Source organism: Methanolobus sp. ZRKC3 (assembly GCF_045291275.1).
Classification (GTDB): Archaea; Halobacteriota; Methanosarcinia; order Methanosarcinales; family Methanosarcinaceae; genus Methanolobus.
On sequence record NZ_CP146982.1, the window covers coordinates 2298392 to 2322196 of the forward strand.

Genomic DNA, 23805 nt, shown 5'->3' on the forward strand with positions numbered 1-23805 from the left:
TGTCCCGGTGGGTTTTATTCTTTTGGGGCGATGCTATATTTTCAGCGTATGTTCTGCCATGGGCTAATTTTCAATACAAACATCAGGTTTATTTCCACGTAAGACATATTTATCAAAATCTCATGACCGAAGACTCAATTGAAGAACTGCTCAGATGGATCATAAGTGTTGATCGCCGTCTCATATTAATGCAATATATGAAAAAGCATACAATAGCCAAGGCTTCTGAGATAGCTCATGAAACACATAGGTCTACCCAGAACATCAGCCGTGCCCTTAAAGAATTGGAGGAGAGGGGCCTTATTGAATGTATGACCCCTTCAAAGATCACATGGAAAAAATATGTTCTGACCGATATGGGTAAAGCGGTCCTGGAAAAAATGGATGGGACATATCTCTAGTCCATGTCCGTCTTGTTTTACTTCACTTTAAGTTAATTATTTTGGATGTAATGAATATTCAGGCTTCCTGTTCCAGGTTCTTGTAGTCATTGACAAGGTTCACGTTGGCATTGATCACAGATGCTTTGAACTTTGTCAGCTCTGCCGTGATGTCCTCAAGCTCTTCCACATCTTCCTGTCTGGTAATTGCCCGACCGTCAGGTACTACCTTTTCACCAGGCACCTGAACCCCTCGAACCGTGGCGTTGTGGAGCACAAGTGCATCGTCACCTATGCTACAGTCAAATACAACTGCCCCGAATCCAACAAAACATCTCTGGCCAATGGTGCAGGGTCCGTGGACTATACATCCGTGTGCAAGGGATGTATTGCTCTTAACCAGAACCTTTGATTTGGACAAAGCATGGATTATCACGTTATCCTGTACATTACAATTGTTTTCGATAACGATGGATGAACCCGGTTCATCTGCTCTTATGATGGCATTGTGGGCCACGAACACATTATCCCCGATGGTCACGTCCCCTATTATGATGGCAGTTTCAGATATCCACGCTTTTTCGCTGATCTTTGGACGTTGGTTTTCGGGATTTGGAAATAGCATCTTGATTGCCTCCTGTTAGAATATTGGTCTGAATTATAATAAGTGTAATTGATATGAGAAGTTATGAGAAGTTATTTAAAGTTATTGATAACTTTTCTGCACAATTAATATATTCAGACAATGCGAAAAAAGTGAATTATTTTTCAGGATCCGGGCCTGAGCCTATTTAATGGCTGGCAGGCTATCCGGGCTATATGCTATTTTCAGATAGTAGAAAAAGGTAGCAACAGGAATCTTCTATTTTGAAAGACAAATAATTCAAAAAATAACTATCTTGTTCTTTTCTATCCTGACCAGGCATTTATTTCCTGCCTTAATATCCATGTCCTCAAAGAACTGGTTTGCTATCTCAGCCATCAGGAACTTCTTGTGTTCTGCTATCTCAAGGGCCAGGACCTTACTTGCCCCCTTATTCACAATACTCTTTACACTGGCATGAAACGTATTTTCTCCACTTTCACTCTCTTTTGAAACTGGCAGTATGCGCAGGTTCTCGGGTCGGATCCCCCATGCTATTCTTTCTGTTATCTTACTATCTGGTCTATCAGCAACTACCTGCAAGTTCTCGCATTTCAGTGTAAGTATTTCAGATGTTTCATCATCCAATACAACTGTGTCCTCGAAGATATTGGTCACACCCACAAGCTCGGCCACATGCCTGTTCTTAGGGTGGTAGAAGACTTCTTCAGGCGTACCGGTCTGCTGGACCTTTCCATCATGGAAGATCACTATCCTGTCAGCAATGGTGAACGCCTCCACATGGTTGTGGGTGATGAATAATACGGGGATGCCAAGCTCTTTCTGTATCTCCCTTATCTTGTCCCTTAACTTCATGCGCACTACCATGTCCAGTGCTGAAAAAGGCTCGTCCAGTAATAGTATATCGGGCTTTGGCGCAAGGGCGCGGGCCAGTGCCACTCTCTGTTTCTGCCCACCTGACAGTTGTGAGGGGTAACTATCCTCCAGTCCTACTATATGGAGTAGTTCCAGCATTTCCCTTACCCTTTTTTCCTTCTCCTCATCTGCCCATCCTTTCAGCCCGTATGCAATGTTCTTCTTCACATCCATATGCGGGAAGAGGGCATAGTTCTGGAACACATAACCCAGTCTGCGTTCCTGAACGGAGAGGTTAATCCTCTTATGGCAATCGAAATATGTCTTGTCATTGACAATTATCTTACCGCCATTGGGTTCCAGCAGTCCTGAGATGCACTGGAGGGTAGTTGTCTTGCCTGAGCCGGAGCGTCCGAAAAGCACCACCAGCTCGTTACCAGCCTCAAGCTGAGCATCAAGTGTGAAGGTAGCCTCTTTCCCTTTTTTCTTGTCACTCTTTTTTCTGTAGTATCGTTTTCTGATGTCCACTTTAATGCCCATTGCAGCACCTCATATCTTCCATCTGTTGACAAGTTTTGCAGTAATAGCTATTGAAAGCAGTGACATGAATACAAGTATTACTACCAGTAAATTGGCAAGTTCGTTGTTACCTGCCTGAAAAGCTCCGTATATGGAGATCGACATGGTGTTAGTTTTTCCTGGAATATTGCCTGCCACCATTAGTGTGGCACCGAATTCTCCCACAGCCCTTGCAAAGCTCAGGACCAGTCCTGCGAGTATTCCTTTTTTGGCAAGTGGTAATGTTATGAACAGAGCTGTCTCAAGTTCGCTCCTTCCCAGGGTGAATGCAGCATATTCCAGATCCCTGTCCACGGCTTCGATGGCTGCGGTTGTGGTCTTGACCATGAGTGGGAGGGATACCACAAAGGCTGCGATGACCGCTGCCTGCCATGTGAAGAGCAGACTGATGCCAGTGAGCCCAAAAAGCGGTTGGCCGAATACTCCGTTCTTCCCAAGTAGCAGCACTAAGAGATATCCTGTAACGGTGGGTGGCAGTACCAGTGGTAGGGTCACAAGAACGTCTGCAAGCCATTTTCCCCTGAAATCACGTCTTGCAAGTATGTACGATATGGTGATGCCTGCAAATGCCACAACAAGGGTTGATAGTGTGGCTATCTTAAGCGTGATTATGAGGGGAAACCAGATCTGCTCCTGCATTGTTTTTCATTCCATAGGTTTAAGCTACGAATCCATAGGATTCTAATATAGATTTACCTTTTTGTCCTGTAACAAAATCTACAAATTTCTGAGATTCTTCTTTGTATTCTGATGATGCAAGCACGGCGATCGGGTAACTAATATCTGTACTAACAGGGACGGATGCTACAATTTTAATGCTGTCTTTCTCTGCTACTTTTGCGTCAGTCATGAATACAAATCCAGCATCTACTTCCCCTCTTTCCACATATACCAGGGCCTGCTTGACGTTTTCTGCAAGTACTGCCTTATCTTCTAACTCATCCCATATTCCCGATTCAATAAGGGACTGCTTTGAATATGTTCCGGCAGGTGAAATATCAGGGTCACTAATGACAATTAGCTTTACTTCATCGTTTAGCAGGTCTTCTACTTTTGTTATTTTCAGATGACTGTTTTTTGGGACTATCAGAGCCATTGAATTATGGGCGAAGTCCTTTCTCGATCCTTCAAAAATCATTCCCTGTTCAGCAAGCAGGTCCATGTGTTGCTGGGAAGCTGATGCAAAGGCATCAATAGGAGCCCCTGCTTCAATTTGCATGCGTAATGCGCCCGAACTTGCAAGGTTGAGGTTGACACCTATTTCGGGATTATCTTTCTCGAACTGTTCCACGATGTCTTCAAAAGATTCGGTAAGTGTTGATGCAGCAGACACTGTTATTTCTGTAGGTTCTGTCTGCTCAGAAGTTTTGTCTGCACATCCGCTTGCCAGTATCATCACTAACATGAGGGCTGCAATACCCAGGATGAGATTCTTGTTCAGTTTCGTATTGGCACCTTCTTAGTTTGTATATTCCGTTCCTTGGTCAGACCGGAATATTTACTCCACTCGTTATGTTGTATGGAACATAACGGTTATTCTTAACAAATCTGGTATAAATGTTTTTCTAATAGTTACTGGGAGATATGTTCTCTTGAAGGTTCACAGAAAACCAGAATGAAGAAAAAATGAGTTCGCAAATAGCTTGCTTGCAATTCATTGATACAAAAAAAGAAGTAAGGTCTTGCAGTATATGAATACCGCAAGGAATATACGATTATTCTTCAACAACAGTGACTTTCTTCATTACGTCTCTGCCCTTGATCTTATTGACGACATCCATGCCCTCAATTACCTGACCAAAGACAGTGTGCACGCCATCAAGGTGTGGCTGTGGTGAGTGTGTGATGAAGAACTGGCTACCGCCTGTGTTCTTTCCTGCATGTGCCATTGAAAGTGCGCCCTTGCCGTGTTTGCGTGGGTTGTTCTTGGTTTCACAGTTAATTGAGTATCCTGGTCCACCTGTGCCGTCTCCCTTTGGACATCCACCCTGGATCATAAAGTTTGGAATGACCCTGTGGAATGTGAGTCCGTCATAGAATCCTGAGTTTGCGAGTTTCTCAAAGTTTGCTACAGTCTTTGGTGCATCCTTCTCGAATAATTCCAGCACGATCTTTCCTTTATCGGTTTCAAATATAGCCATTTTCATTTATATCACCTGATTATATCTGGCTTAATGCCCAGGATTGATTTAAGCATTTCTCTAAACCTATCAACGTACAGTTGCCTCTGCTATTCTATTAATGTTATGTCCTGTAGCATGGACCATTCATGAGACTGTAGTGGCGAGTTCATTGCTTGTTATGTGAAGATAACTTATCTTTCCGTCATCAAGATCATAATCCAGGGCGAGGGTTGAACCTCCAACGTCCACTTTCTGATACTCTCCACCCAGGAAGAAAGTGATGGGTCCTTCTTGTGTCATGAGTTTCATGTAGTGTTGTGTCAGATTATTTATGGACAGGACATCTCCCTTTGATATGGTCATATTAGGTGTCATGGTGGTGGGACTCACCACATCCCAGGAGTATTCTGGATTATTGCTAGTGTATTCCATCCTGTATGTAGTATTTGTGAAATCCACAGTGGTATTAGCATTCTTACCACTCCCGTCAATTTTCACTACTAGTTTATCGAGTCCTTCCCATGTTTCTTTATATCCGATGGCATCGTCCTGATATGACACTTTTACCCGAAGCATGGCATCTTTCTTGATCTCATAAGTAATTTTTTTTGTTCCCGTACTGGCAGTGAATGTCATTCCTGATGGATTGAAGCTAGAAGCATCAGTTCCCTGGTTTTTCAGGTACATTGCATAATTGAAGATCGGGTTCGAATTGGATTGGTTCACTTTCTTCAAGTTGAATGCTGCAGGTAGACCTATTGTACCCATTTCCGGTATTGCCTCAAGATCGATGATCGCTGTTTGATTTGCGTCATCCACAGTAGCTTTTACTTCTGCCAGTGTTTCTGCATACTTTGCCCAGCCGTCATAATATTCACTCTTGATGAAGACTACTATCCTGTCAACATCAAGAGGGTTAGTGAAATTGCTATTTACACTTGTATTTGGAAATAGGAGGGTCGGTGTGTTAGCTGATCTTACATTGATATCGATATCCGTGCTTCCACTAATTGATGTATTCCCGCTGACCTTCATGACAGGTATTGTGAGTGTCTCTCCATTGAAATGGAACTCAGGCGGTGAGATCATAACTGTTCCTCCGCTGGGATATCTGGACCAGACCCCACCTCCCTCATAGGCAATGGTGCGGTCCTCTGATTCATATTTTATTAAGCCCATTTGAGTGGTAAAACTTTCAAAATCAGATTCGTTCTCATAGCTTTTCCATGAGTTCCAACTGTTCATTTGCTGATAGAAGTTGTCATACCAGGAAGAATCCTCGGATAGGAAGATAAAGACCATCTGACTTTCGTTATAGGAATCGTTCGTTCCCTTGACTGTCACACCTCCTTCCATGATGGAAAGTGAAGTAGTCTGGAGGGGTGATTCTCCAAGTGCTGCCTTGCTGGTTCTGGAGTCGAATACTGTGAATGCCTGCTCTATCCTCTGAGCATTGGCCATATTTTCCATATCATTGATCACAGGCATTGTGTAGAGTATCATCAGGGCTATGGACAGCATAGTGATTAAAAGCAGAACCATTATTCCCATAACAGAGGATAATGCACTGTTATTGTCTGCCATTTCCTGTTTCATTTTATGTTCTCCTTTTCAATTATTCTATGGTGACCGTCATAGGTGAGCTGATTATGAAAACGTCGATATTGCCGGAATAGTCCCGGCTTGCATAGATTGTATTATTTGCATGGTCCACAGTTGAGATTGTCATCTTCAGGTTTTCGTTGAGGTACCTTTCCCATGCTTGGTAGTAACTACTTTTCAGGGTAATATTGACCTGCGATACATTCTCATAATTGCGCACTGCTCTTTTTCCACCTTCTGCAGTCACACGTACGAGGCCTGACCCGGAAGTCGATGCTGCTCCAAAGATGTTTACATCAGGTATGACAAGGACATCATTGACAAAAGTAAAACTGGGCTGGGATACCATAACTGCTCTACCTGTATCATATTTTGCCCATACGCCCGTATTCTCATAACATATGCTGTTCTCAAGGTAATGGTTCTCTATCATACTCGTCTGGCTTTCAAAGGAGTTCGCCTCGAAAGCAGGAGGTGTAGCCGAAGCATTCCAAACCTGCATGGTTACGTTGATATCACTCTCACCTGTTACAGAAAGAGACCCTCCGTACATCTTAAGTTCAACTGACTGGGAGGGTGCAGTTCCCTGTATTATCTTGTTCACGTTTGGAGCCAGCACTTTGAAACTCTGTCTGATGTTCTCAGTATGCTGTACGTCCTGCATATGTTGCATCATAGGTACGCCAGCCACGGAAACTATTGTAATTGCAAGTACCATGATGCTCAGAAGGATGGCAAAATCCACCATTTCAGATACAGCTTCATCAGAACTTGTAATTTCTCTTTTCATGCCTGTAATTCCTCTGCATCATTCCATCTTTATGAGTCTGGATGTCGGGTCGTAGTGCATCCTGAACTCACTTGAGCCACTGTACAGTTTAACTGAAGCAACATCCGTGACGGTTGTGCTATAGGGTATCTTGACCCTGGTCGCATCCTTCCCATGTGATTCGAATATAATCTCTCTTGTCTGGTTGGAGAACTCCACTGAATATTGTTGTCCGGCTATTTCATCTGGAAGTGGGGGGCTGTAACAGATGCTCTCTATTTTCCCTCCCAGGTTCTCAGTCAGCTGGACCGTTGTATCGATGTTGGATATCTGCAAGGCGATATCATTTCCATGTATCTCGAACTCATTTCTCATGGTGGTCTGTTCTGCCCCGTCCATCATGCCGTAGAATGAGCTGACCACAACTATCATGGTTATGGCCGTAATTCCGAACGTCATTATGAAACCCACGGATAAAGAGACTGCTCTATTATCATCTACAAATTTTAGGATCATATCTGCCCCTTCGGTAAAGTGATGGGTATTGTCACATTTATTTCCATATTTCCATTCTTGTTCAGTGCCAGCGTGCTATTGATGACATTTATCCTCTCAATTTCGAATGGGTCTGTGTTCACCAGGTCGCCTGATACAAGGAAAGTGCCCATAGCCTGACTTCCATTTATGAATTTGATGCTGTATGTCTGACCTGCGGTCTGATCGTTGAAATGAAAATCAAAGGGCGCTGCATCGGCCCCATTGATCTTATTGTATGTGATATTGATGTCGGTAAATGTATCATTTTTAGAACTCAGTACGGAGCTACTATCGTAAACTGTGAGGTTGATGTTGCCACTTGAATTGAAAAAGCTGACTGACCAGATTGTAGCTGACTGATTATTGACCTCTATCACAAATTTATTTGATTCGTTTCCCAGAGTGGCTGCACTGAGTCTGGATAATAAGAATAAGTCAGTATGGTTGACCCTTTCCACTACCGTCCAGTCATCAGTCCCATCCTTCAGCCCACTCTGGGTGAAATAAGCATCCTGGAAGGTGGCATTGTCCAGCGAGAATATGAATCCTGAAAGTGCATAACTTTTCGCCATCTTCTGTGAATAATTCGATATGTATGCATTGAAAACCGCTTCATCCGCTCCATTCCCGGAATTTGCATAAGCTTTTTCGTATGCTTCGGTTGTGATCTTGACGGTGTTGGAATAATCAAAGACGTTTGTTTCGATACTGGACTCCGAGGCTGTATTGCTTGCATAGATTATGTTATTGAGCATGACTGTCAGGATCACAATGCCTATGCCAATGATGAATCCGGCAATCAATATCATCTGTGCAGAGTCATTTAATTTTCTCATATCGCTCACTCTTCATAATTTTACATTCGCCACAGCGTCAGCCTAACGTCGACCAGATTATAGAAGTCAGTTGAATTGTCCGAGTCCTGAATGCCCATGGTCGAGGCGAAGTCAGCTGGTGCTACCAGATCGGAATCGGAGATGAGCACTCTTTTGGTTATAATGACAGCGTTGTCGGAAGGTTCTCCGCTGTAGATGTAAGGTATGGTCCTTATCATCTCAGTATCATCGAGCCAGCTGAGTTCCACATTATGAGCTATTCCCCTGGGAATGACTACGATTTTCAGCATCTCGCTTGTTGAACTGTTGATGGGAGCTGCCTTTGACCTATTGCTGTAATCATTACCATCCCATGTGTAGGGGTCTCCGTTCCAGCTAGTGATATCTGCCTTCAGGCCGGAAGTCTGCCCATATTGTGAATGGTCAAGAGAATTGAGTATATCCTGTCCCAATGTCTGAAGCTGAGCCTCTATATGTGCATTTGCCGTTGACGATGTGAGTGGTGTCAGGGAGGTGGCCTGTACAGTAAAAATGATGACACCTATAATTATTATCAACGTCATCAATGCTTCCAGGGTATGCAACTGGGCCACAGGGTCCTTATCGAAACCAGTTCGTCTTTTACCCGATCTCATATTACCACACCCTCAAAGATAATGTAGCCAATGATGTATCTCCTGTGTTCTCGTCCCTTAAAAGCACGATCCTTTTTGTCTGGCCTATGTTCCCTGTTGAAGGGAGTACCTTGCCTGAGGAATAAATGGTTGCAGTATTGTTTTCCAGTGTTATGTTAAGATCATGGCGCAGGTATGTTCCATTCAATCCCAGATGATTAACAATGCCCTGGTAGTCGGTATTGAATTCGGTGAAGAAGTTCTCGACCTTTGTACCGTTTAGAAGGTTAGTTGTTCCGGGCTGTTGGGCACTGAGGGTCTGCTCCACAACATTGGTTGATATCTTGTCGGCTATTAATGTGACTTCGTCCGAATTGGACTGAAAAGGTGTGAATAAACCGACAGTGTAGGAGAATACAAAAATGACACTGATGAGGAATATCGAGATCCCTATCAAGTAGTCCATATGCATTTGACCTTTACTATCCATGGTACCATTATTAATAATACTATAATTATATAAAAAGATATTTACAAAAATACAAAATGGGCCTTGTATATCATTATCGCTCTTTTTTCAGCCCAGGGATGCTGTAAGTTCGTTCTTGCTCACATGCAGATAGGTGATACTTCCCGGCATGCCGTCATAGTACAGCGTAATGCTTGAATCATCATAATCCACGGGGTCGGAACCTCCTCCCTTGCCTTTACCGTTTCCTGGATTGTCCAGATTGAACACAACCGAACCATCCGTGGTAATGAGTCTCATGTAGTGCTGGGTAAGGTTGTACAGTGAGGTGACATCTCCATTTTCGTACTCTACATTGGGCAGAGTGCTTATCCAGCTTGTCTCATTCCATGAGAAATCACTGTTCTCATCATACTCCAGATTGAATGTCTGATTCAAAAAGTCCACATCGGAAGCCTGGTCATCCTGTGCTCCACTTACCGGGAATACGTCCAGTCCAGTCCATGTCTCAACACCGCCACCTGGAGCAGCGTCCTCATAAATGACAGTCATTGTCAGCTGGTTGGCTCCACCGTTCTTCGCAAGTGTATATGTAAGTGTCTTCGTGCCCGAGGATGTGCTGATCTGGTAATTGCTTGGGTTAAGTCCGGCAGATGCCCTTGCCTGCAGGTCGAAGGAGAAGTTGTATATGGGTGCAGGATTTGACTGATTGACCGCACCGACCTTAAAAGCCTGTTTCAGTGTATCCTGTCCCATGGCGGGTATGACCTCAAGTTCAATAATTGCAGTCTTGTTCGCATCGTCCGTTTCCGCACTGGTGTATGCAAGGCTGTTAGCATAATCTGCCCAGGCGGTATAGAATTCACTTTGGATGTATATGAGTATTTTATCAGAATTTAGAGGGTTTACTCTGCCTGTACTCGAGTCCGGGTAGAGAACAACGGGCATATTATCCGAGCTGACTGTGATATCCACGCCAGTAGTTCCGCTTGAGACTTGATCACCGCTTATTTTCATTATGGGTAAGGTGAGCGTTTCTCCGTTGTAGTGGAATTCAGGAGGTGAGATCATGACAGACCTCCCATTAGGGTATTTGGACCAGATTCCTCCTCCTTCGTATCCTACTATTCTATCACCCTTGGTATATGTTATACTGCCCATGGATACATTGAATTCTGACATCTCCGGCTGTGCGGAGTAAGCTTCCCAGCTACCCCATTTATATCTCTGGTTCTGGAAACCACTATACCAGACAGCACCGATATCAACATTCAATATCACTATCCGGCTCTCATTATAGGATGCATTGCCTCCGTTTACCTTAATGCTGCCGTCCATGATCGAAAAGCTGGTGGTCTGGCTGGGTGATTCGCCCAGGGCTACTTTACTGGTCCTGGAGTCAAACACAGTGAATGCCTGCTCTACTTTCTGGGAGTTTGCCATATCCTCCATATTGCTCAGGGTTGGCATCCCGTAAAGCAGAATAATGCTTGTGGATGTGATGGTCAGTGCCAGTATTATTAGCATTCCTATTACCGGAGAAACTGCACTTTCTGAGTTTGTAATTCTCTTCATAGTATCATCACACCATTTCTATTCCACTGTTACACTCATAGGAGAGATTGCCAGCAGCACATCTATTCCGGGATCGTAATCCTTGCTGGCAGAAACTGTATTATTAGAAGTATCAACATCTGTAATTTGCATTCCAATGTTCCCGTTAAGGTATCTCTCCCAGCCCTCGTAGTAATCACTTCCAATAGTTACGTTCACCTGGGATACATTTTCGAACCTGTTAATGGACAACTGTCCGCCGTTTGAGACAACTCTGATAAGGCTCGAACCGGAAACGCCATCTAAGCCTGATATCGTGACCATCGGGATAATGAGTGTCCTGTCATCGGAAGCAAACTCTGGCTCCGATATAGCTACAGCCTTTCCCTGTGGATATTTTGTCCATACGGCAGTGTTCTCGTAGCCTATTGAGGTGTCCTTGAACTCATTCTCTATCATCCTCATCTGTCGCTCAACAGAAAGGATCTCATTTGCGGAGATGGATTCATTCCAGACCTGCATACTGACGTTGATATAACTTGTTCCGGAAACTGCAACCTTTCCGCCATACATTTTCAGTTCCACTGATTGGGATGGTGTTTTTCCGTCTGCTATCTTATTCATGTTGAGCTTGAGCACCGAAAACCCCTGTTCCATATTCTCAATGTGTCCCATCTCCTTCATGTGGCTGATCATCGGGTATCCTGCAACTCCTATGATGGCAACAGCCAGGAGCATGACTCCAAGGGTTATGGTAAAATCAAGCACCTCGGTAATGGCATCCTCCCTCCTCAGGAGGTTATTCCTTTTGTTGCTCATCTTGTTTCCCTCAGGATATTTCAATAGTATTTTTGACAGGATCGTACACCATCTGATGCCTGCCTGCCGAACTGTGAAGGGTGCTTGAAATTACGGTCGTATCTTCAGTGGAATAGGGTATCTTTACTCTGGTTTCCTCTCTTTCCTCTGAAATGAAAATAATTTCTTCTGTCTGGTTTGCAAACTCTACGGAGTATATCTCCCCTGCTATTCTGTCAGGGACAGTGAGCTCATATGTGAGGATTCCGAGGGTGGAGCCTGTTTCCTTCGCAGATCCTACCAAAGTATCAATGGCTGCTATCTGAACCGCAATATCATTTCCATGTATCTCGAACTCATCGCGCATTATGGTCTGTTCTGCCTGTCCCATCAGCGAGTAGAATGATGTAAGGATGGTCACAAGTACCAGTACCGTGATAGAAAACGTAAGTATGAAACCTATTGAAAGAGATACTGCATTCTCATCAATTACCAGTCTTTTCATGTACTCCCTCCCGGCAATGGTATTGGCAGTGTCCGGCTAAGGCTCATGCCAGATGAAGATACGGTAAGCGTTGGATTCACCACTCTGTAACGTGTTTGTGTGAATGCCTGGCCGGATGTAAGGTTGCCCGATATGGAGTAGGTTCCGACTGTGTAATTGCCGTTGTTCACTATCATGTAGTAATCATGGCCGGAAGTGCTATCTGAAAATTTGAATGTTGGTACACCACTTCCATCTATCGTGTTGTTGAATATGTCTATTTCTCCGGATGTGCTCTGGTATGTGCCTATGGTCGTCATGTCATCCTCAACGGTGACGTTGACATTTCCGCTTGAGTTGTACATCTCGATCGACCAGAGCAGATCACTGGATGAGACGTCCATTGCCTGGATGCTGAGTCTATTTGCTTCTTCAGCAAGTATGGATGTATTGATGGCCATGGCAAAACTATCTGTTGTATTCACACCGTCTACCAGTTTCCAGTTTCCCTTTCCATCTTCAAGTCCGCTGTGTGTGAAGTAAGCAGGCAGCAAACTGTTGTTTTCCATATGCATCGTAAGCCCGGAGATCCCGTAATTCTCAGATGCCTTGTACAGGTATGTATCAATATTCTCTTCGAACCTGGTATTGTTAAAAGTAGCAAGGCTGCCATTTACAGTGGCATCCTGATAAGCGTTCTCATATGCTTCACGGCTGATCTGGACAATGTTGGATATATCGTATCTTGAAGTGTCAATGCTTGATTCTGAGGCAACATTGCTTGCATAGATCACATTGTTCAGCATGATGGTCAGTACAACTATACCAACACCCACTGCAAAACCCGCGATCAGTAATAATTGTGCAGAATCATCTGTTTTCTTCATTGGCTCACTTCCTTTCCTACATTCTCCACAATGTAAGCCTGACATTGACTATGTTGTAAAAATCAGTACTGTCATCAGCATCTGCTATTCCCGTGGTCGCAAAAAATGCACTGGCATCCCCTACATCAGTATTGGATAGGACAAGCTTTTTTGAGACTATCACTGCGTTGTTCGAGGGGTCGCCGTTGTATATGTATGCTTTTGAACTGGAGATCCCATTGTCATTGACCCAGGCAAGATCAACATTGTGTGCTATACCTCTGGGTATTGCAATGAAACTGAGTATATCCACAAATGAACTATTGTCAAGGGTCTTGTTCTGTGAATCTATGGATTCATACTGGTTCCCGTCCCATACGTATTCCTTTCCATCCCAGTTTATGATGTCTTTCTTGAGGTCTGAATCGTCTCCGTATGGGGAATAGGAAAGTACGTTGAGCATATCCTGACCCATTGCCTGCAGCTGTGCTTCGATGTGTGCATTGGCAGTTGACGATGTCAGAGGTGTAAGGGAAGTTGCCTGGACTGTGAAAACAATTATGCCAACCATTATCAGTGCAGCCATCAGGGCTTCAAGTGTATGCATCTGGGCAAAAGTATCATTTTTGAGTTCATGGATGGTTCTCAGGGTCATTTTACCAAACCCTGAATGATATTATCTGAACTTCATCATTTCCTGATGCACTGTCTTTGGACAGGATTATCCTTTTCGTCTGTCCTATATTGACTCCGGCAGGCATATTCTTCCCGGCAGAATTCATGATCCCGGAATTATTCTGAAGGGTGACGTTAAGGTCATAGCGCATATAGCTCCCATTCATTCCAAGGGAATCTATGGTTCCGTCATAATTTGCATTCAGCTCTGTAAAAAAGTTGGATGTAGCAGTCTTATTTACAAGATTGGGTGTAGCTTCATCTTTCTCACTGATCCATTTTTCCACAACTTTAGTGGAAACTCTGTCCGCTATAAGTGTCACCTCATCGGAGCTTGACTGGAATGGGGTGAATATTCCTGATGTGTAGTTGAATACGAATACAACCGCAAATAAAAATATCGTTATACTAATCAGGTAATCTATGGTTATCTGACCTTTATCATCCATAATTCTTAGTTTAATATATTTGCTCATACTATAAAAATAGAATGAAACTTATCATGAAAACAAATGAATTTCGAGACTAACAGTCACTATTAATTAGAACCCATAATCAGGGGGGTCATCATTTTTGGATGCATAGGCAATTTTAAACCTTCGTAGTACATATGATATCCCCAATGGCTGATGAGATAAGGTTGATTCATACGGGAGATACTCATTTAGGCTATCGCCAGTATCACAGTGAAGTACGCAGACAGGATTTCATGGATGCCTTTGCCACTGTGATCACCGATGCCATAAAAATGCAGGTTGATGCTGTTGTACATGCAGGCGACCTTTTCGATTCAAGGAATCCTACACTGGACGATATACTTGAGACCATGCAACTCTTCTCCAGGCTGAAAGAGGCTGATATTCCTTTACTTGCCATCGTGGGTAATCATGAGAGCAAGCAAAATACGCAGTGGCTCGACCTTTATGAGAACATGGGTCTTGTCACCCGTCTTGCTGCTGTCCCGTACATCCTGAAGGGTGTTGCGATATATGGTATTGATAGTGTATCCAAATCCAAGATCCCGCTTTTCGATTATTCGATATTTGATGACAAGGGCACTGATGCGCATCGCAACATACTTGTCATGCACCAGCTCATGAAACCATTTGCCTTTGGTGAGTGGGATGTGAAAGAGGTCATAGATTCATTACCCTTTGCTGTAGATGCCATACTTCTGGGGGATAACCATAAACATGAGATCGTAAAGGTCGATGATACGTGGGTTACGTATTGTGGCAGTACGGAGCGCAACAGCAGCTCGGAACGTGAACCCCGCTCTTATAACATCATAACTGTCAATGATGCGGACCTGGATATCAGTAAGCGTATCATTCCCACAAGGGAATACCTCTTCATACCTGTTCATATCAGTAAAGATACAGATGGCTATGAGGAAGTATTTTCTGCCATAAAGGAACACAAGGTCGAAGATAAGGTTGTCTTTGTAAACATATCCGGAGACCCTCAGGTAAAGGTAAAGCTGAGTGAGGTAGAGGATTTTCTCCTGTCCCGTAGTGCTCTGGTTCCGGTTATTAAAGATATAAGGATGGGTGATGAATCCTTGCTTGACCCTTCCATGAAAATATCATTTGCAGACCCTGATGATGTGGTGAAGGAAGAGATAAAGAAACTGCGTTTCACGAGTGCTGGCATGATGCTCGACGAGATCATAAGGGATTCACAGATACCAAAGACAAGGGTCGATGAAGAAACTGAACACAGAATTGTGTCCTTGCTTGATGATATGGATTTCTCACAAGATCTCCCGGATGTCCTGATGATATCCGATGCAGAGGGTCACAATACGAATTTATTATCTGCCGAATCTGAAGTGTCAGAACCGGATGCGGACCTGGAATCAGATACTGAGGCTGATACAGGGGTCGATGCAGAGGCGGATACTGAACTTGATTCGGGGGAAGATGCAGATTCAGAAGTTAATGCTGAAAAAACCCTGGATGAAACAGAGCATGTTGAAAGATCTGATTCAGGGGAGCCTACGGTCAAACCACGTCAATACAACCTGGGTGATTATATATGATGCTGAAAAGCTTGAAAGTGGAGAACATAAGGAGCTACCAGAAGCTTGATATCTCCTTTGAGGATGGCATCACTGTAGTTTCAGGTGTGAATGGTAGCGGTAAATCCAGTTTGCTGGAATCATGCTTTACAGGACTTTTCGGGAGCAAGACTCTGGATAAGGACTTTGTGCTTTCCGATATGATACGGAAAGGGGCTACAAAGGCATCAATATTACTTGATTTCAGTCAGGATGGGCATGATTACGAAATAGAGCAGGTTTTCAGGAACGATCCGGAAAAGGGGCGTGCTGCTAATACAAAGTCTCTTCTTAAGCGGGATGGTGAGATCCTATCCGATCAGGCAGGAGCCAGTTATGATCTTGTCAGGTCTCTTTTGAATATGGACGAGGAGGCTTACAAGAACTGTGTCTATATCAGGCAGGGTGAGATCGATGTTCTCATAAACTCCAAGCCAAAGGACAGGCAGAAGATGATAGATGACCTGTTGCAACTGGGTAAGCTGGAGGAATACAGGGAACGTGCATCAAGTGCACGTAAAGGTATTGGGCGGCTTAAGAGAGATACTGGTAATCGCATCAAGGATATGCAGCTTCAGGTAAATGATCTCGAGGCAAGTTCGCCTGTGGACCGGCTTACTTCCCTGAGGACCAGGTCTCTTGAGATCGACCGTGAACTTACATCCCTCAATGAAAAAAGGGACCGTGCGAGGTCTTTGAAAGATGATGCCTTTAAAAGAATAGAGGAATTCAAAGAGCTTGCATCTAAAAAAGATGCACTTCTGTTGCAAAAGAAGGATATCATTGAGAGGAAGGGCAAGGCATTTGCCCAGATCGAATCTCTGGATAAGGATATCAATTCGGCTAAGTCTCTTCTCAACACCCGGAACAAGCAGGCAGAAGAAGTGCGTAGCACTTTGAATGTGGGGGAGCGGGAAATTGAGACCGTAATTGCAGAAATGGATACCAATGAACGTCTGGCACGGGACGGGTTAAGTGAACTCAAGGGTAAAGAAGCAGTTCTTGCGAAGGATTCCCTGAATATTTCGCAGTCCATTCTTGATAACAAAAAGCAGACTGATGCATTGGACAGGTCCCTTCTGCAGAGTCGCAACAAACTCAGTTCAATTCAGTCTGATATTGATAAGTCCACTAAGGCCATCAAAGAACTTGAGGAAAAGAGATCCTCTGTGCTCGAGCATTTGAGATCTCTTGGTTTTTCCGAAGAACAGCTTGATAATATTGATGAAATAGCCGGATTGGTGGCAGATCAGCAACGTATACTGCATGGAAAAGAGAGGGAACTTTCCGTAAAAATCGCGGATATCCGGGAAAGTAGCAAAAGGTCGAAGAACTTGCTGGATATGGGGAAATGTCCCACATGTGGCCAGGAACTTGCAGGCTCTTCTATTGAAGAAAACACTCTTCTGGATGCTGAAAAAGAAAAGACTTTGCAGTCTGAACTATCGGAATTGAAGAAAAAACAGGAAGACGTTGAATTAAAATCTTCAAAACTAAGGGATGTACGCAACAGTAAGACCAATATAGATTCGATCATGGCGGAGCAGAGATCTGCAAAGGATGGTATATCGAATTTTGGTAAACTGCTTGAAGAATACAGCTCTCGTATAAGTGAGGATGAGGTGAAGAAAGATGAATTGCTTTCTCAGATATCATCTATTGAGCAATCCCAAAAGCAGTTGAAGGAGAACTCATTGAAATTGCAGCAGGAGGTGGATTCTGCTACAAAGGAGCATCTGCATTCTCGTAAACGACTTGACGCTGCCAGAGCCCTTAGCATGAATCTGGTCGAGATGGACAAGATCGGCATGAACATCAAACAGCTGGAGGAAAAGATCGTCGGAATCCGGGAAATGATAGTTCTGTTCGATGCCCAGGTCTCAGAAAAGCAGAGTTCTATATTGGAGATATCCGGGAAGATGGGTGATTTCGATATCAACAAGCTGCAGTCATTGGGCAGGGATTACACTACAGCTCTTACAAACATCGATCAGGTGATCGAAAAATACGGTCTTGAAAAAAGCGATGTGTTGAAGAAGGCAGGAATGGTCGAAAAGGAGCTGGAGCATCTTTCAAGATCAAAAGAACTGCTAAAAGCCCTTAACAGGAAATCGGCTTATCTCAATGCGGTCTACTCGGATGCCGAGGAATTGGAGGCTATGTATATGCGCATCAGGGCAGAACTGCGCTCCAGGAATATCGGGGCACTGGATGCCCTTATAAACGAGATATTCTCTTTCATGTATTCCAATAACGCTTATTCTCATATTCGTCTGGACCATGATTATAATCTCACAGTGTTCGGGAAGGACGGCACTCCCCTTGAGCCTAAACTATTGAGTGGTGGTGAGAGGGCTATATTCAATCTGGTACTGAGGTGCGCCATATACCGCCTGCTTTCCATGGGTACATCAGGTACATCCAGGGCATCGGGGCTTCCCCCCTTGATCATGGATGAACCGACTGTGTTTTTAGACAGGGGGCATGTGCAGCAGCTTATAAAGCTGATAGATATGATGAGGGATATTGGCGTGGCTCAGATCCTGCTGGTGTCTCATGATGAATCTCTGATAGATTCTGCAGATCATGTTTTCATGGTTGAGAAGGATACTGTGACAAATAGTTCGCTAATAACTCCTTGTTGACCTAAGCGAGTCAACAAATTATATATTACTTGGGAAACCATAAGACAGCAACCATAAGTTATATTATACTTTTGTTCATATAATAACCCAAGAGCAACATTTGATGAGGGATTGAATGGATTTGCGAGGAATTTCATGAGTAATGAGAACAGGGACTTTGTTATTGAGCGCCTCGAGCGGCAGCTAAAGGAAAGGGAATTGGAGGTCGAAAATATAAAGACAACTCTGCGTGACTCTATTATCAGGGAAATAAGGAGTGACCTCAAAAATGACCTGGATATAAATAATCGTGTCACGAAGGTCGAACAAAAGATCCAGGCGTTGAACAACAATTTGAATGGTGTAATGGATGAACTTCTTGATCAGAAATCCATGATCCGCTCTCTCAGGGAAACCTTGACCATCAGTCTCAATAAGAAGGCACCCGAGGTCCGGGAAGAGCCTGTTCTGGAAAAGGCGGGACCACAGGTATACAGACCGGCACCCACTCCTGTCCCTGAACCAGTACCAGAACCTGTTCCGCAAGCACCTGTACGCAATGATCCTGTCTCTCAAACTCCTGTATTCACTGCCCCTGTCAGGAAATTCGTTCCTCCGGAACCTCCAATTCCTGCAAGCACGGCAGATTCCAATGTATCAGTGAGATCTGCAAATGAGCCTTTATCCAGGCATGCTTCAGGAGATCGTCCTGCAAATGTTAATGTGAATATAAGGGATGTGGCGCAGGCACCTGAACCGGTAGCTCAACCGCGTCCAGAACCCAGGACAGAGTACATCATTGCTGAAAATGATGATGAGCGCAATGCCCGTTTGCAGTCCAGGCAGGTACCTCGTGAATCCCGTGAATCCTGTAATTACATAGTTGCCGAAGAGGATAATCCTGACCGCCGACAGTGTGAAACGGAAAACGAGTCTGTTGAAGCGCGTGATGATGAAGATGCAGTAATCACTGTAACTCGCAGAAAGTAATTCATTCCTTAATCATAATCAGGGGAATCACGTGCATATTAAGGAAATTGAGTTTATAAACTTCAAATCCTTTGGTAAAAAGGTCAAGATCCCTTTCTTTGATGGCTTTACAACTATTTCCGGGCCGAACGGTAGTGGTAAATCCAATATAATAGATGGTATTCTCTTTGTTCTGGGTCTGTCCAGTTCACGTACCCTAAGGGCTGAGAAACTTACTGATCTTATATATAACGGGGAAAGTTCCAAAAGACCTGATTTTGCCCAGGTAACCATAAAATTTGACAATACAGACCGTGAGATGCCAGTTGACAGTGATGAGATCATCATCACACGCAAGATCCGTGAGACTGATTCTGGTTATTATAGTTATTTTTATTTCAATGGCAAGGCAGTGAGTCTTACTGAAGTGCATGCCCATCTTGCAAAGGCCCGTGTAACTCCCGAAGGTTATAATGTAGTGATGCAGGGTGACGTAACCCGTATCATCAACATGACTCCCACCGAGCGCCGCAAGATAATAGATGAGATTGCAGGTGTTGCGGAATTCGATAGTAGAAGGGACCGTGCAATGTCTGAACTTGATATTGTGCGCGAGAGGGTCGAGCGGGTAGATATCATCATTGGTGAGGTCGGACTGCAGCTTGAAAAGCTCAAGAAAGAACGTGATCAGGCAATCAAATATCAGTCCCTTAAAGAAGAGAAGATGAAATTCGAGGGTTTTGTACTTCTTGCAAAGCTCAAGGATGCTAAAACTGAACTTGGTTCGGTTATAGGTGATATTGGTTCCAAGCGTGATATCCTCGAGAAATTTGGTGAGACCCTTGAGGAGAAGCGTATCAAGGTTGAGGAACTTGAAAAGTCTCTCGAAGAGCTAACCACAAAGATCCAGAAGATGGGTGAGGATGAACAGATCCAGATCAAAAAGGATATAGAGGAGACTAGGGGTGAGATATCCCGCTGTGTGGATAGCATAGAGCTTGCCGATAGCGAGATGGAGGATATCGAATCCAGACGGCGCAAAGCCTTTGTCGAGATCGATGATATCAAAGGTAAGCTGGAGGGTCTGGATTCCAGTATCTCGGAAGAATCCGCACGCAAGGATGGTATTCTTGCACAGATGTCTGAGCGCAAGACAGAACGTATGATCCTGCAGAGCAGGATAGCGGATGTGGATGCCAAATTTGCGGAAACAAGGGATGAACTTTCCGGACTGAAATCCAAACTTGAGCTCGTTAAGAATGAGAAGAACGAGCTAATGCGTCATGAAGACCGTTTGCTTGATTCACTCAGGCGCAAATCTGCTGAGGTAAGGGATATAGAAAGTGAGGTTGCCGATGCGAGATCAAAGGTGGAATCTTCTGATAGCGATGTAAAGTCTGTTCAGTACGACATTGAAAAGCTCACCGAGAAGATCGATACATTAACAAAAGACATTGATGACCTCGAACGCAATCGTACCCAGATCAAGTCCGTTGTAAAGGATCTGGAAGATGAATTGCGCACCTATGAGAAAGATTATGCCCGTATCGAAATGCGAGTAAGGGCAGCAGAGGACCATAGCAAGTATTCAAAAGCAGTGGATATGGTCATGAACGAGAAGAAGCATCATGGCCTGCCTGGTATATACGGCACCATTGCAGAACTCGGAAGCGTTGACCAGAAATATTCAACTGCCCTTGGCATAGCTGCCGGTGGAAGGATGCAGGCAGTAGTCGTGGAGAACGATGAGGATGCATCCCGCGCCATATCCTACCTCAAACAGAGGAACGGTGGCAGGGCAACATTCTTACCACTTAATAAAATGGATTCCCGCAGGCCTTACAAGGACCTTTCCGACAGGGAGGGTGTTGTTGGCTATGCAATTGACCTTATTGATTTTGATTATAAATTCGAACCTGCCTTCTGGTATGTTTTCAGGGATACTCTCATCGTGGATACACTTACCAATGCCCGTCGTATGATGGGTGGTCTTCGGATGGTGACCCTTGATGGCGATGTGATCGAGAAGAGCGGTGCAATGGTAGGAGGTTCGAGGCAGCGTTCCAATCTTTCCTTTGCAGCTTCAGAGAAGGATAAGCTGGTAAAACTGGCAGAGAAGATCACCGAGTTTGATTCAAGGCGTGCAACTGCTATCAAGAAGCTTGATCAGATCGAAAGCCATATTTCTCAGGTTAACCGCGAGATACATGAGTGTGACAAGGAAATATCCAAGAAAGAGTTGCATCTCGAGGAAATATCAGGGAGGGGTGACCGCCTTGCGCAGCTTATTGAATCTAAGAACTCCGAGCTCATCCAGATCGAGGAATCCCGCAAGGAACTAAGGGAAGAGATGGAGGGCATAGTTTCCCAGAAAGAAGGGAAGAATGAACTGACGTTATCCATGGAGGGGGAGATATCAGTACTTGAAGAAAAGCTCGAAGGTTCCGAGGTTCCTGAACTCAACAGGCAGGCAGAGCAGCTAGATGCTGAGCTAAGGCATCTGGATGGCAGGGTGCGCGACATTGAATCTGATATCAATGGTTTCAATCTTGAGAGGGATCATGCTCTTTCAAAGATCGAGGAGAGCAGGGAGCTCATCAAGAGCATGGATGAAAAGAAGTCCACTCACAAGCAACGTGTTTCCGAGCTAAAGGTGCGTATAGAGGAACTTGAGCAAACGCTTCTGGACATGCAGCAGCGTGAAAATGAACTCGGGGAGCATCTGAAGGAAATGCAGCAGGAAAGGGTCATTCTGCATGATGAGCATATTTCGATGAAGAAGCAGTTTGATGCAACCCGGCTTAAGTATGATGAATCCAGCAGGCAGATGATGGCACTGGATGCCACAAAGGCAGCACTTGAGGAACAGGTTACTGAGCTTGCTGAAGAGCTACAACGGCGTGGTATTGAGGATAGTGCTGAAGTGCCTAATTACGAAACCGTACGCACAAGGATAGAATCCATTGAAAAGGCAATGGAGAAACTCGAGCCTGTCAATATGCGTGCCATCGATGAATATGATGAAGTGGAGCTGCGTCTGAACGATCTTGTTACAAGAAGGGACACTCTTTCTTCTGAAAGGGAGCAGATCCTTGAGCGTATCAAGCAATATGAAGAGCTCAAAAAAGATACTTTCATGGATACATACAACGGTATCAACGAATCCTTCAAGGAAATATTCAATGAACTTTCCGATGGTACTGGGGAGCTTGTACTTGATAATGCCGATGATCCATTTTCCGGTGGCATGACCTTGAAGGCACAGCCCAAGGAAAAGACATTGCAGCGTCTTGAAGCAATGTCCGGTGGTGAGAAGAGTCTTACAGCTCTGTCATTTGTATTTGCAATTCAGCAGTATAGGCCTGCACCATTCTATGCGTTTGATGAGATCGATATGTTCCTTGACGGTTCAAATGCAGGAAAGGTTGCTCAGCGTGTGAAAAAGGCAGTAGCCAATGCACAGTTTATCGTTGTTTCCCTGAGGAAGCCAATGATAGAGGCCGCTGAGAAGACTATCGGTGTTGCAATGCAGGAAAACAACATCACAAGCATTACGGGAGTGAAATTGCGTTGAACGAGCTCATTGAAGATATGGAAATAGCTGCACCAATGAATACTGTTCCGTTAAATGGTGTGCCATTGCCAGGCATGATAGACATGGACCTTCTGGAAACACTCAGGGGTCTGGGTGTTGATGAATCCCGCTTCGAGCTTTCCGAGGATGTACTGAACGAACCGGTGGAGATCCTCATGAAACTGGCAAAGGATGGCTACATCAACCCGTGGGATATCGACATCGTTGAAGTTACTGATGTTTTCCTTAAGCGCATAGAACATATGCAAATGATGGATCTGCGCATCTCAGGAAGGACCCTTCTTTACGCTTCCATTCTCCTTCGAATGAAATCAACGGGTATTGTTCAGGAAGAGGAACCTGCTGATGAATATGATATGTTCGATGATGATATGGATTTCTATGATGTGGAAGAATATCCTGTACCAAAACTTCCCATTCGTCGCCGTGCCACCCGTCCGGTCACTCTTCAGGAACTCATAGTTGAGCTCAGAAAAGCTGAAAAAGTCGAAACACGAAGAAAGGATCGTAACGTTTACAGGAGACTTGAAGAGAAATCCGCAGTTACTACTGACGAGGTGCTTGGCATTGCCCACGAAGAGGATATTCTGGGGCGTGTAAAAAGTCTTGGTGAGAAGCTGAAGGCTGATTTTATTAACAGCGAATATGTGGTTCTTTCCGATCTTCTGGTAGATGACAGGTCTGAGAACATAATGACATATGTATCACTATTGTTCCTTGCTACGGAAAAGGAAGTATGGCTGGCCCAGAACGAACTGTTCGGTGAATTATACGTATATCCGTCCAATGCTGCCATAAAGGCAGTCTAAAGAG

At 44.3% G+C, this 23805-nt stretch carries 23 protein-coding genes; 6 read left to right on the forward strand and 17 right to left on the reverse strand.

Annotation, left to right across the window (positions count from 1 at the left end):
• Nucleotides 1-122: 122 nt before the first annotated feature.
• Nucleotides 123-401, forward strand: a complete 279-nt coding sequence (locus tag V7O66_RS11665) for a winged helix-turn-helix transcriptional regulator (RefSeq protein WP_406660487.1) — start codon at nt 123-125, stop codon at nt 399-401.
• 58 nt (nt 402-459) lie between these two features.
• On the opposite strand, the gene V7O66_RS11670 is transcribed toward V7O66_RS11665, so the two are convergent.
• The 17 genes from V7O66_RS11670 to V7O66_RS11750 all read right to left on the reverse strand — a co-directional run bounded on the left by V7O66_RS11670 (nt 460) and on the right by V7O66_RS11750 (nt 14194).
• Nucleotides 460-1005, reverse strand: a complete 546-nt coding sequence (locus tag V7O66_RS11670) for a carbonate dehydratase (protein ID WP_406660488.1) — start codon at nt 1003-1005, stop codon at nt 460-462.
• Nucleotides 1006-1263: 258 nt separating this feature from the next.
• A complete protein-coding gene (locus tag V7O66_RS11675) occupies nt 1264-2379 on the reverse strand; it encodes an ABC transporter ATP-binding protein (protein ID WP_406660489.1) in 1116 nt (371 codons plus the stop codon).
• A gap of 9 nt (nt 2380-2388) precedes the next feature.
• Nucleotides 2389-3057, reverse strand: a complete 669-nt coding sequence (gene modB, locus V7O66_RS11680; RefSeq protein WP_406660490.1) for a molybdate ABC transporter permease subunit — start codon at nt 3055-3057, stop codon at nt 2389-2391.
• Between the two features lie 19 nt (nt 3058-3076).
• The gene (gene modA, locus V7O66_RS11685; RefSeq protein ID WP_406660491.1) at nt 3077-3823 is read right to left on the reverse strand and encodes a molybdate ABC transporter substrate-binding protein; all 747 of its coding nucleotides are present in this window, start codon (nt 3821-3823) and stop codon (nt 3077-3079) included.
• A gap of 310 nt (nt 3824-4133) precedes the next feature.
• Nucleotides 4134-4565 (reverse strand): peptidylprolyl isomerase, encoded by a 432-nt coding sequence (locus tag V7O66_RS11690; protein ID WP_406660492.1) that lies wholly within the window; start codon nt 4563-4565, stop codon nt 4134-4136.
• A 120-nt stretch (nt 4566-4685) separates the two neighbouring features.
• Nucleotides 4686-6137, reverse strand: coding sequence for a hypothetical protein (locus V7O66_RS11695; protein WP_406660493.1), 1452 nt, complete (start codon nt 6135-6137; stop codon nt 4686-4688).
• Nucleotides 6138-6156: 19 nt separating this feature from the next.
• Nucleotides 6157-6933 (reverse strand): hypothetical protein, encoded by a 777-nt coding sequence (locus tag V7O66_RS11700; RefSeq protein WP_406660494.1) that lies wholly within the window; start codon nt 6931-6933, stop codon nt 6157-6159.
• 18 nt (nt 6934-6951) lie between these two features.
• Nucleotides 6952-7428, reverse strand: a complete 477-nt coding sequence (locus tag V7O66_RS11705) for a hypothetical protein (protein ID WP_406660495.1) — start codon at nt 7426-7428, stop codon at nt 6952-6954.
• Nucleotides 7425-8285: a hypothetical protein gene (locus V7O66_RS11710; RefSeq protein WP_406660496.1), complete on the reverse strand. Its 861-nt coding sequence runs from the start codon at nt 8283-8285 to the stop codon at nt 7425-7427. Before V7O66_RS11710 ends, V7O66_RS11705 begins: the two co-directional genes overlap by 4 nt.
• Nucleotides 8286-8305: 20 nt before the next feature.
• Nucleotides 8306-8920 (reverse strand): hypothetical protein, encoded by a 615-nt coding sequence (locus V7O66_RS11715; protein WP_406660497.1) that lies wholly within the window; start codon nt 8918-8920, stop codon nt 8306-8308.
• Nucleotide 8921: 1 nt separating this feature from the next.
• Nucleotides 8922-9365: a hypothetical protein gene (locus tag V7O66_RS11720; protein ID WP_406660498.1), complete on the reverse strand. Its 444-nt coding sequence runs from the start codon at nt 9363-9365 to the stop codon at nt 8922-8924.
• Nucleotides 9366-9476: 111 nt separating this feature from the next.
• Nucleotides 9477-10943, reverse strand: coding sequence for a hypothetical protein (locus tag V7O66_RS11725; protein WP_406660499.1), 1467 nt, complete (start codon nt 10941-10943; stop codon nt 9477-9479).
• 18 nt (nt 10944-10961) lie between these two features.
• On the reverse strand, nt 10962-11741 hold the full coding sequence (locus tag V7O66_RS11730) for a hypothetical protein (RefSeq protein WP_406660500.1): 780 nt from the start codon (nt 11739-11741) through the stop codon (nt 10962-10964).
• A gap of 10 nt (nt 11742-11751) precedes the next feature.
• The gene (locus tag V7O66_RS11735; RefSeq protein WP_406660501.1) at nt 11752-12225 is read right to left on the reverse strand and encodes a hypothetical protein; all 474 of its coding nucleotides are present in this window, start codon (nt 12223-12225) and stop codon (nt 11752-11754) included.
• The gene (locus tag V7O66_RS11740) at nt 12222-13091 is read right to left on the reverse strand and encodes a hypothetical protein (protein WP_406660502.1); all 870 of its coding nucleotides are present in this window, start codon (nt 13089-13091) and stop codon (nt 12222-12224) included. The genes V7O66_RS11735 and V7O66_RS11740 overlap by 4 nt, the downstream gene beginning before the upstream one ends.
• Before the next feature lie 16 nt (nt 13092-13107).
• Nucleotides 13108-13725, reverse strand: a complete 618-nt coding sequence (locus V7O66_RS11745; RefSeq protein ID WP_406660503.1) for a hypothetical protein — start codon at nt 13723-13725, stop codon at nt 13108-13110.
• Nucleotide 13726: 1 nt separating this feature from the next.
• Nucleotides 13727-14194, reverse strand: coding sequence for a hypothetical protein (locus V7O66_RS11750; protein ID WP_406660504.1), 468 nt, complete (start codon nt 14192-14194; stop codon nt 13727-13729).
• 173 nt (nt 14195-14367) lie between these two features.
• Between V7O66_RS11750 and V7O66_RS11755 the strand changes: the two genes are divergently transcribed.
• The 5 genes from V7O66_RS11755 to V7O66_RS11775 all read left to right on the forward strand — a co-directional run bounded on the left by V7O66_RS11755 (nt 14368) and on the right by V7O66_RS11775 (nt 23801).
• Nucleotides 14368-15786: a metallophosphoesterase gene (locus V7O66_RS11755; RefSeq protein WP_406660505.1), complete on the forward strand. Its 1419-nt coding sequence runs from the start codon at nt 14368-14370 to the stop codon at nt 15784-15786.
• Entirely contained in the window at nt 15783-18449 is a 2667-nt protein-coding gene (locus tag V7O66_RS11760) for an AAA family ATPase (protein WP_406660506.1), read from the forward strand. Before V7O66_RS11755 ends, V7O66_RS11760 begins: the two co-directional genes overlap by 4 nt.
• 135 nt (nt 18450-18584) lie before the next feature.
• Nucleotides 18585-19418, forward strand: coding sequence for a hypothetical protein (locus tag V7O66_RS11765; RefSeq protein ID WP_406660507.1), 834 nt, complete (start codon nt 18585-18587; stop codon nt 19416-19418).
• 31 nt (nt 19419-19449) lie between these two features.
• Nucleotides 19450-22971, forward strand: coding sequence for a chromosome segregation protein SMC (smc, locus tag V7O66_RS11770; protein ID WP_406660508.1), 3522 nt, complete (start codon nt 19450-19452; stop codon nt 22969-22971).
• Nucleotides 22968-23801 (forward strand): segregation/condensation protein A, encoded by an 834-nt coding sequence (locus V7O66_RS11775; RefSeq protein ID WP_406660509.1) that lies wholly within the window; start codon nt 22968-22970, stop codon nt 23799-23801. The genes smc and V7O66_RS11775 overlap by 4 nt, the downstream gene beginning before the upstream one ends.
• Nucleotides 23802-23805 lie beyond the last annotated feature (4 nt).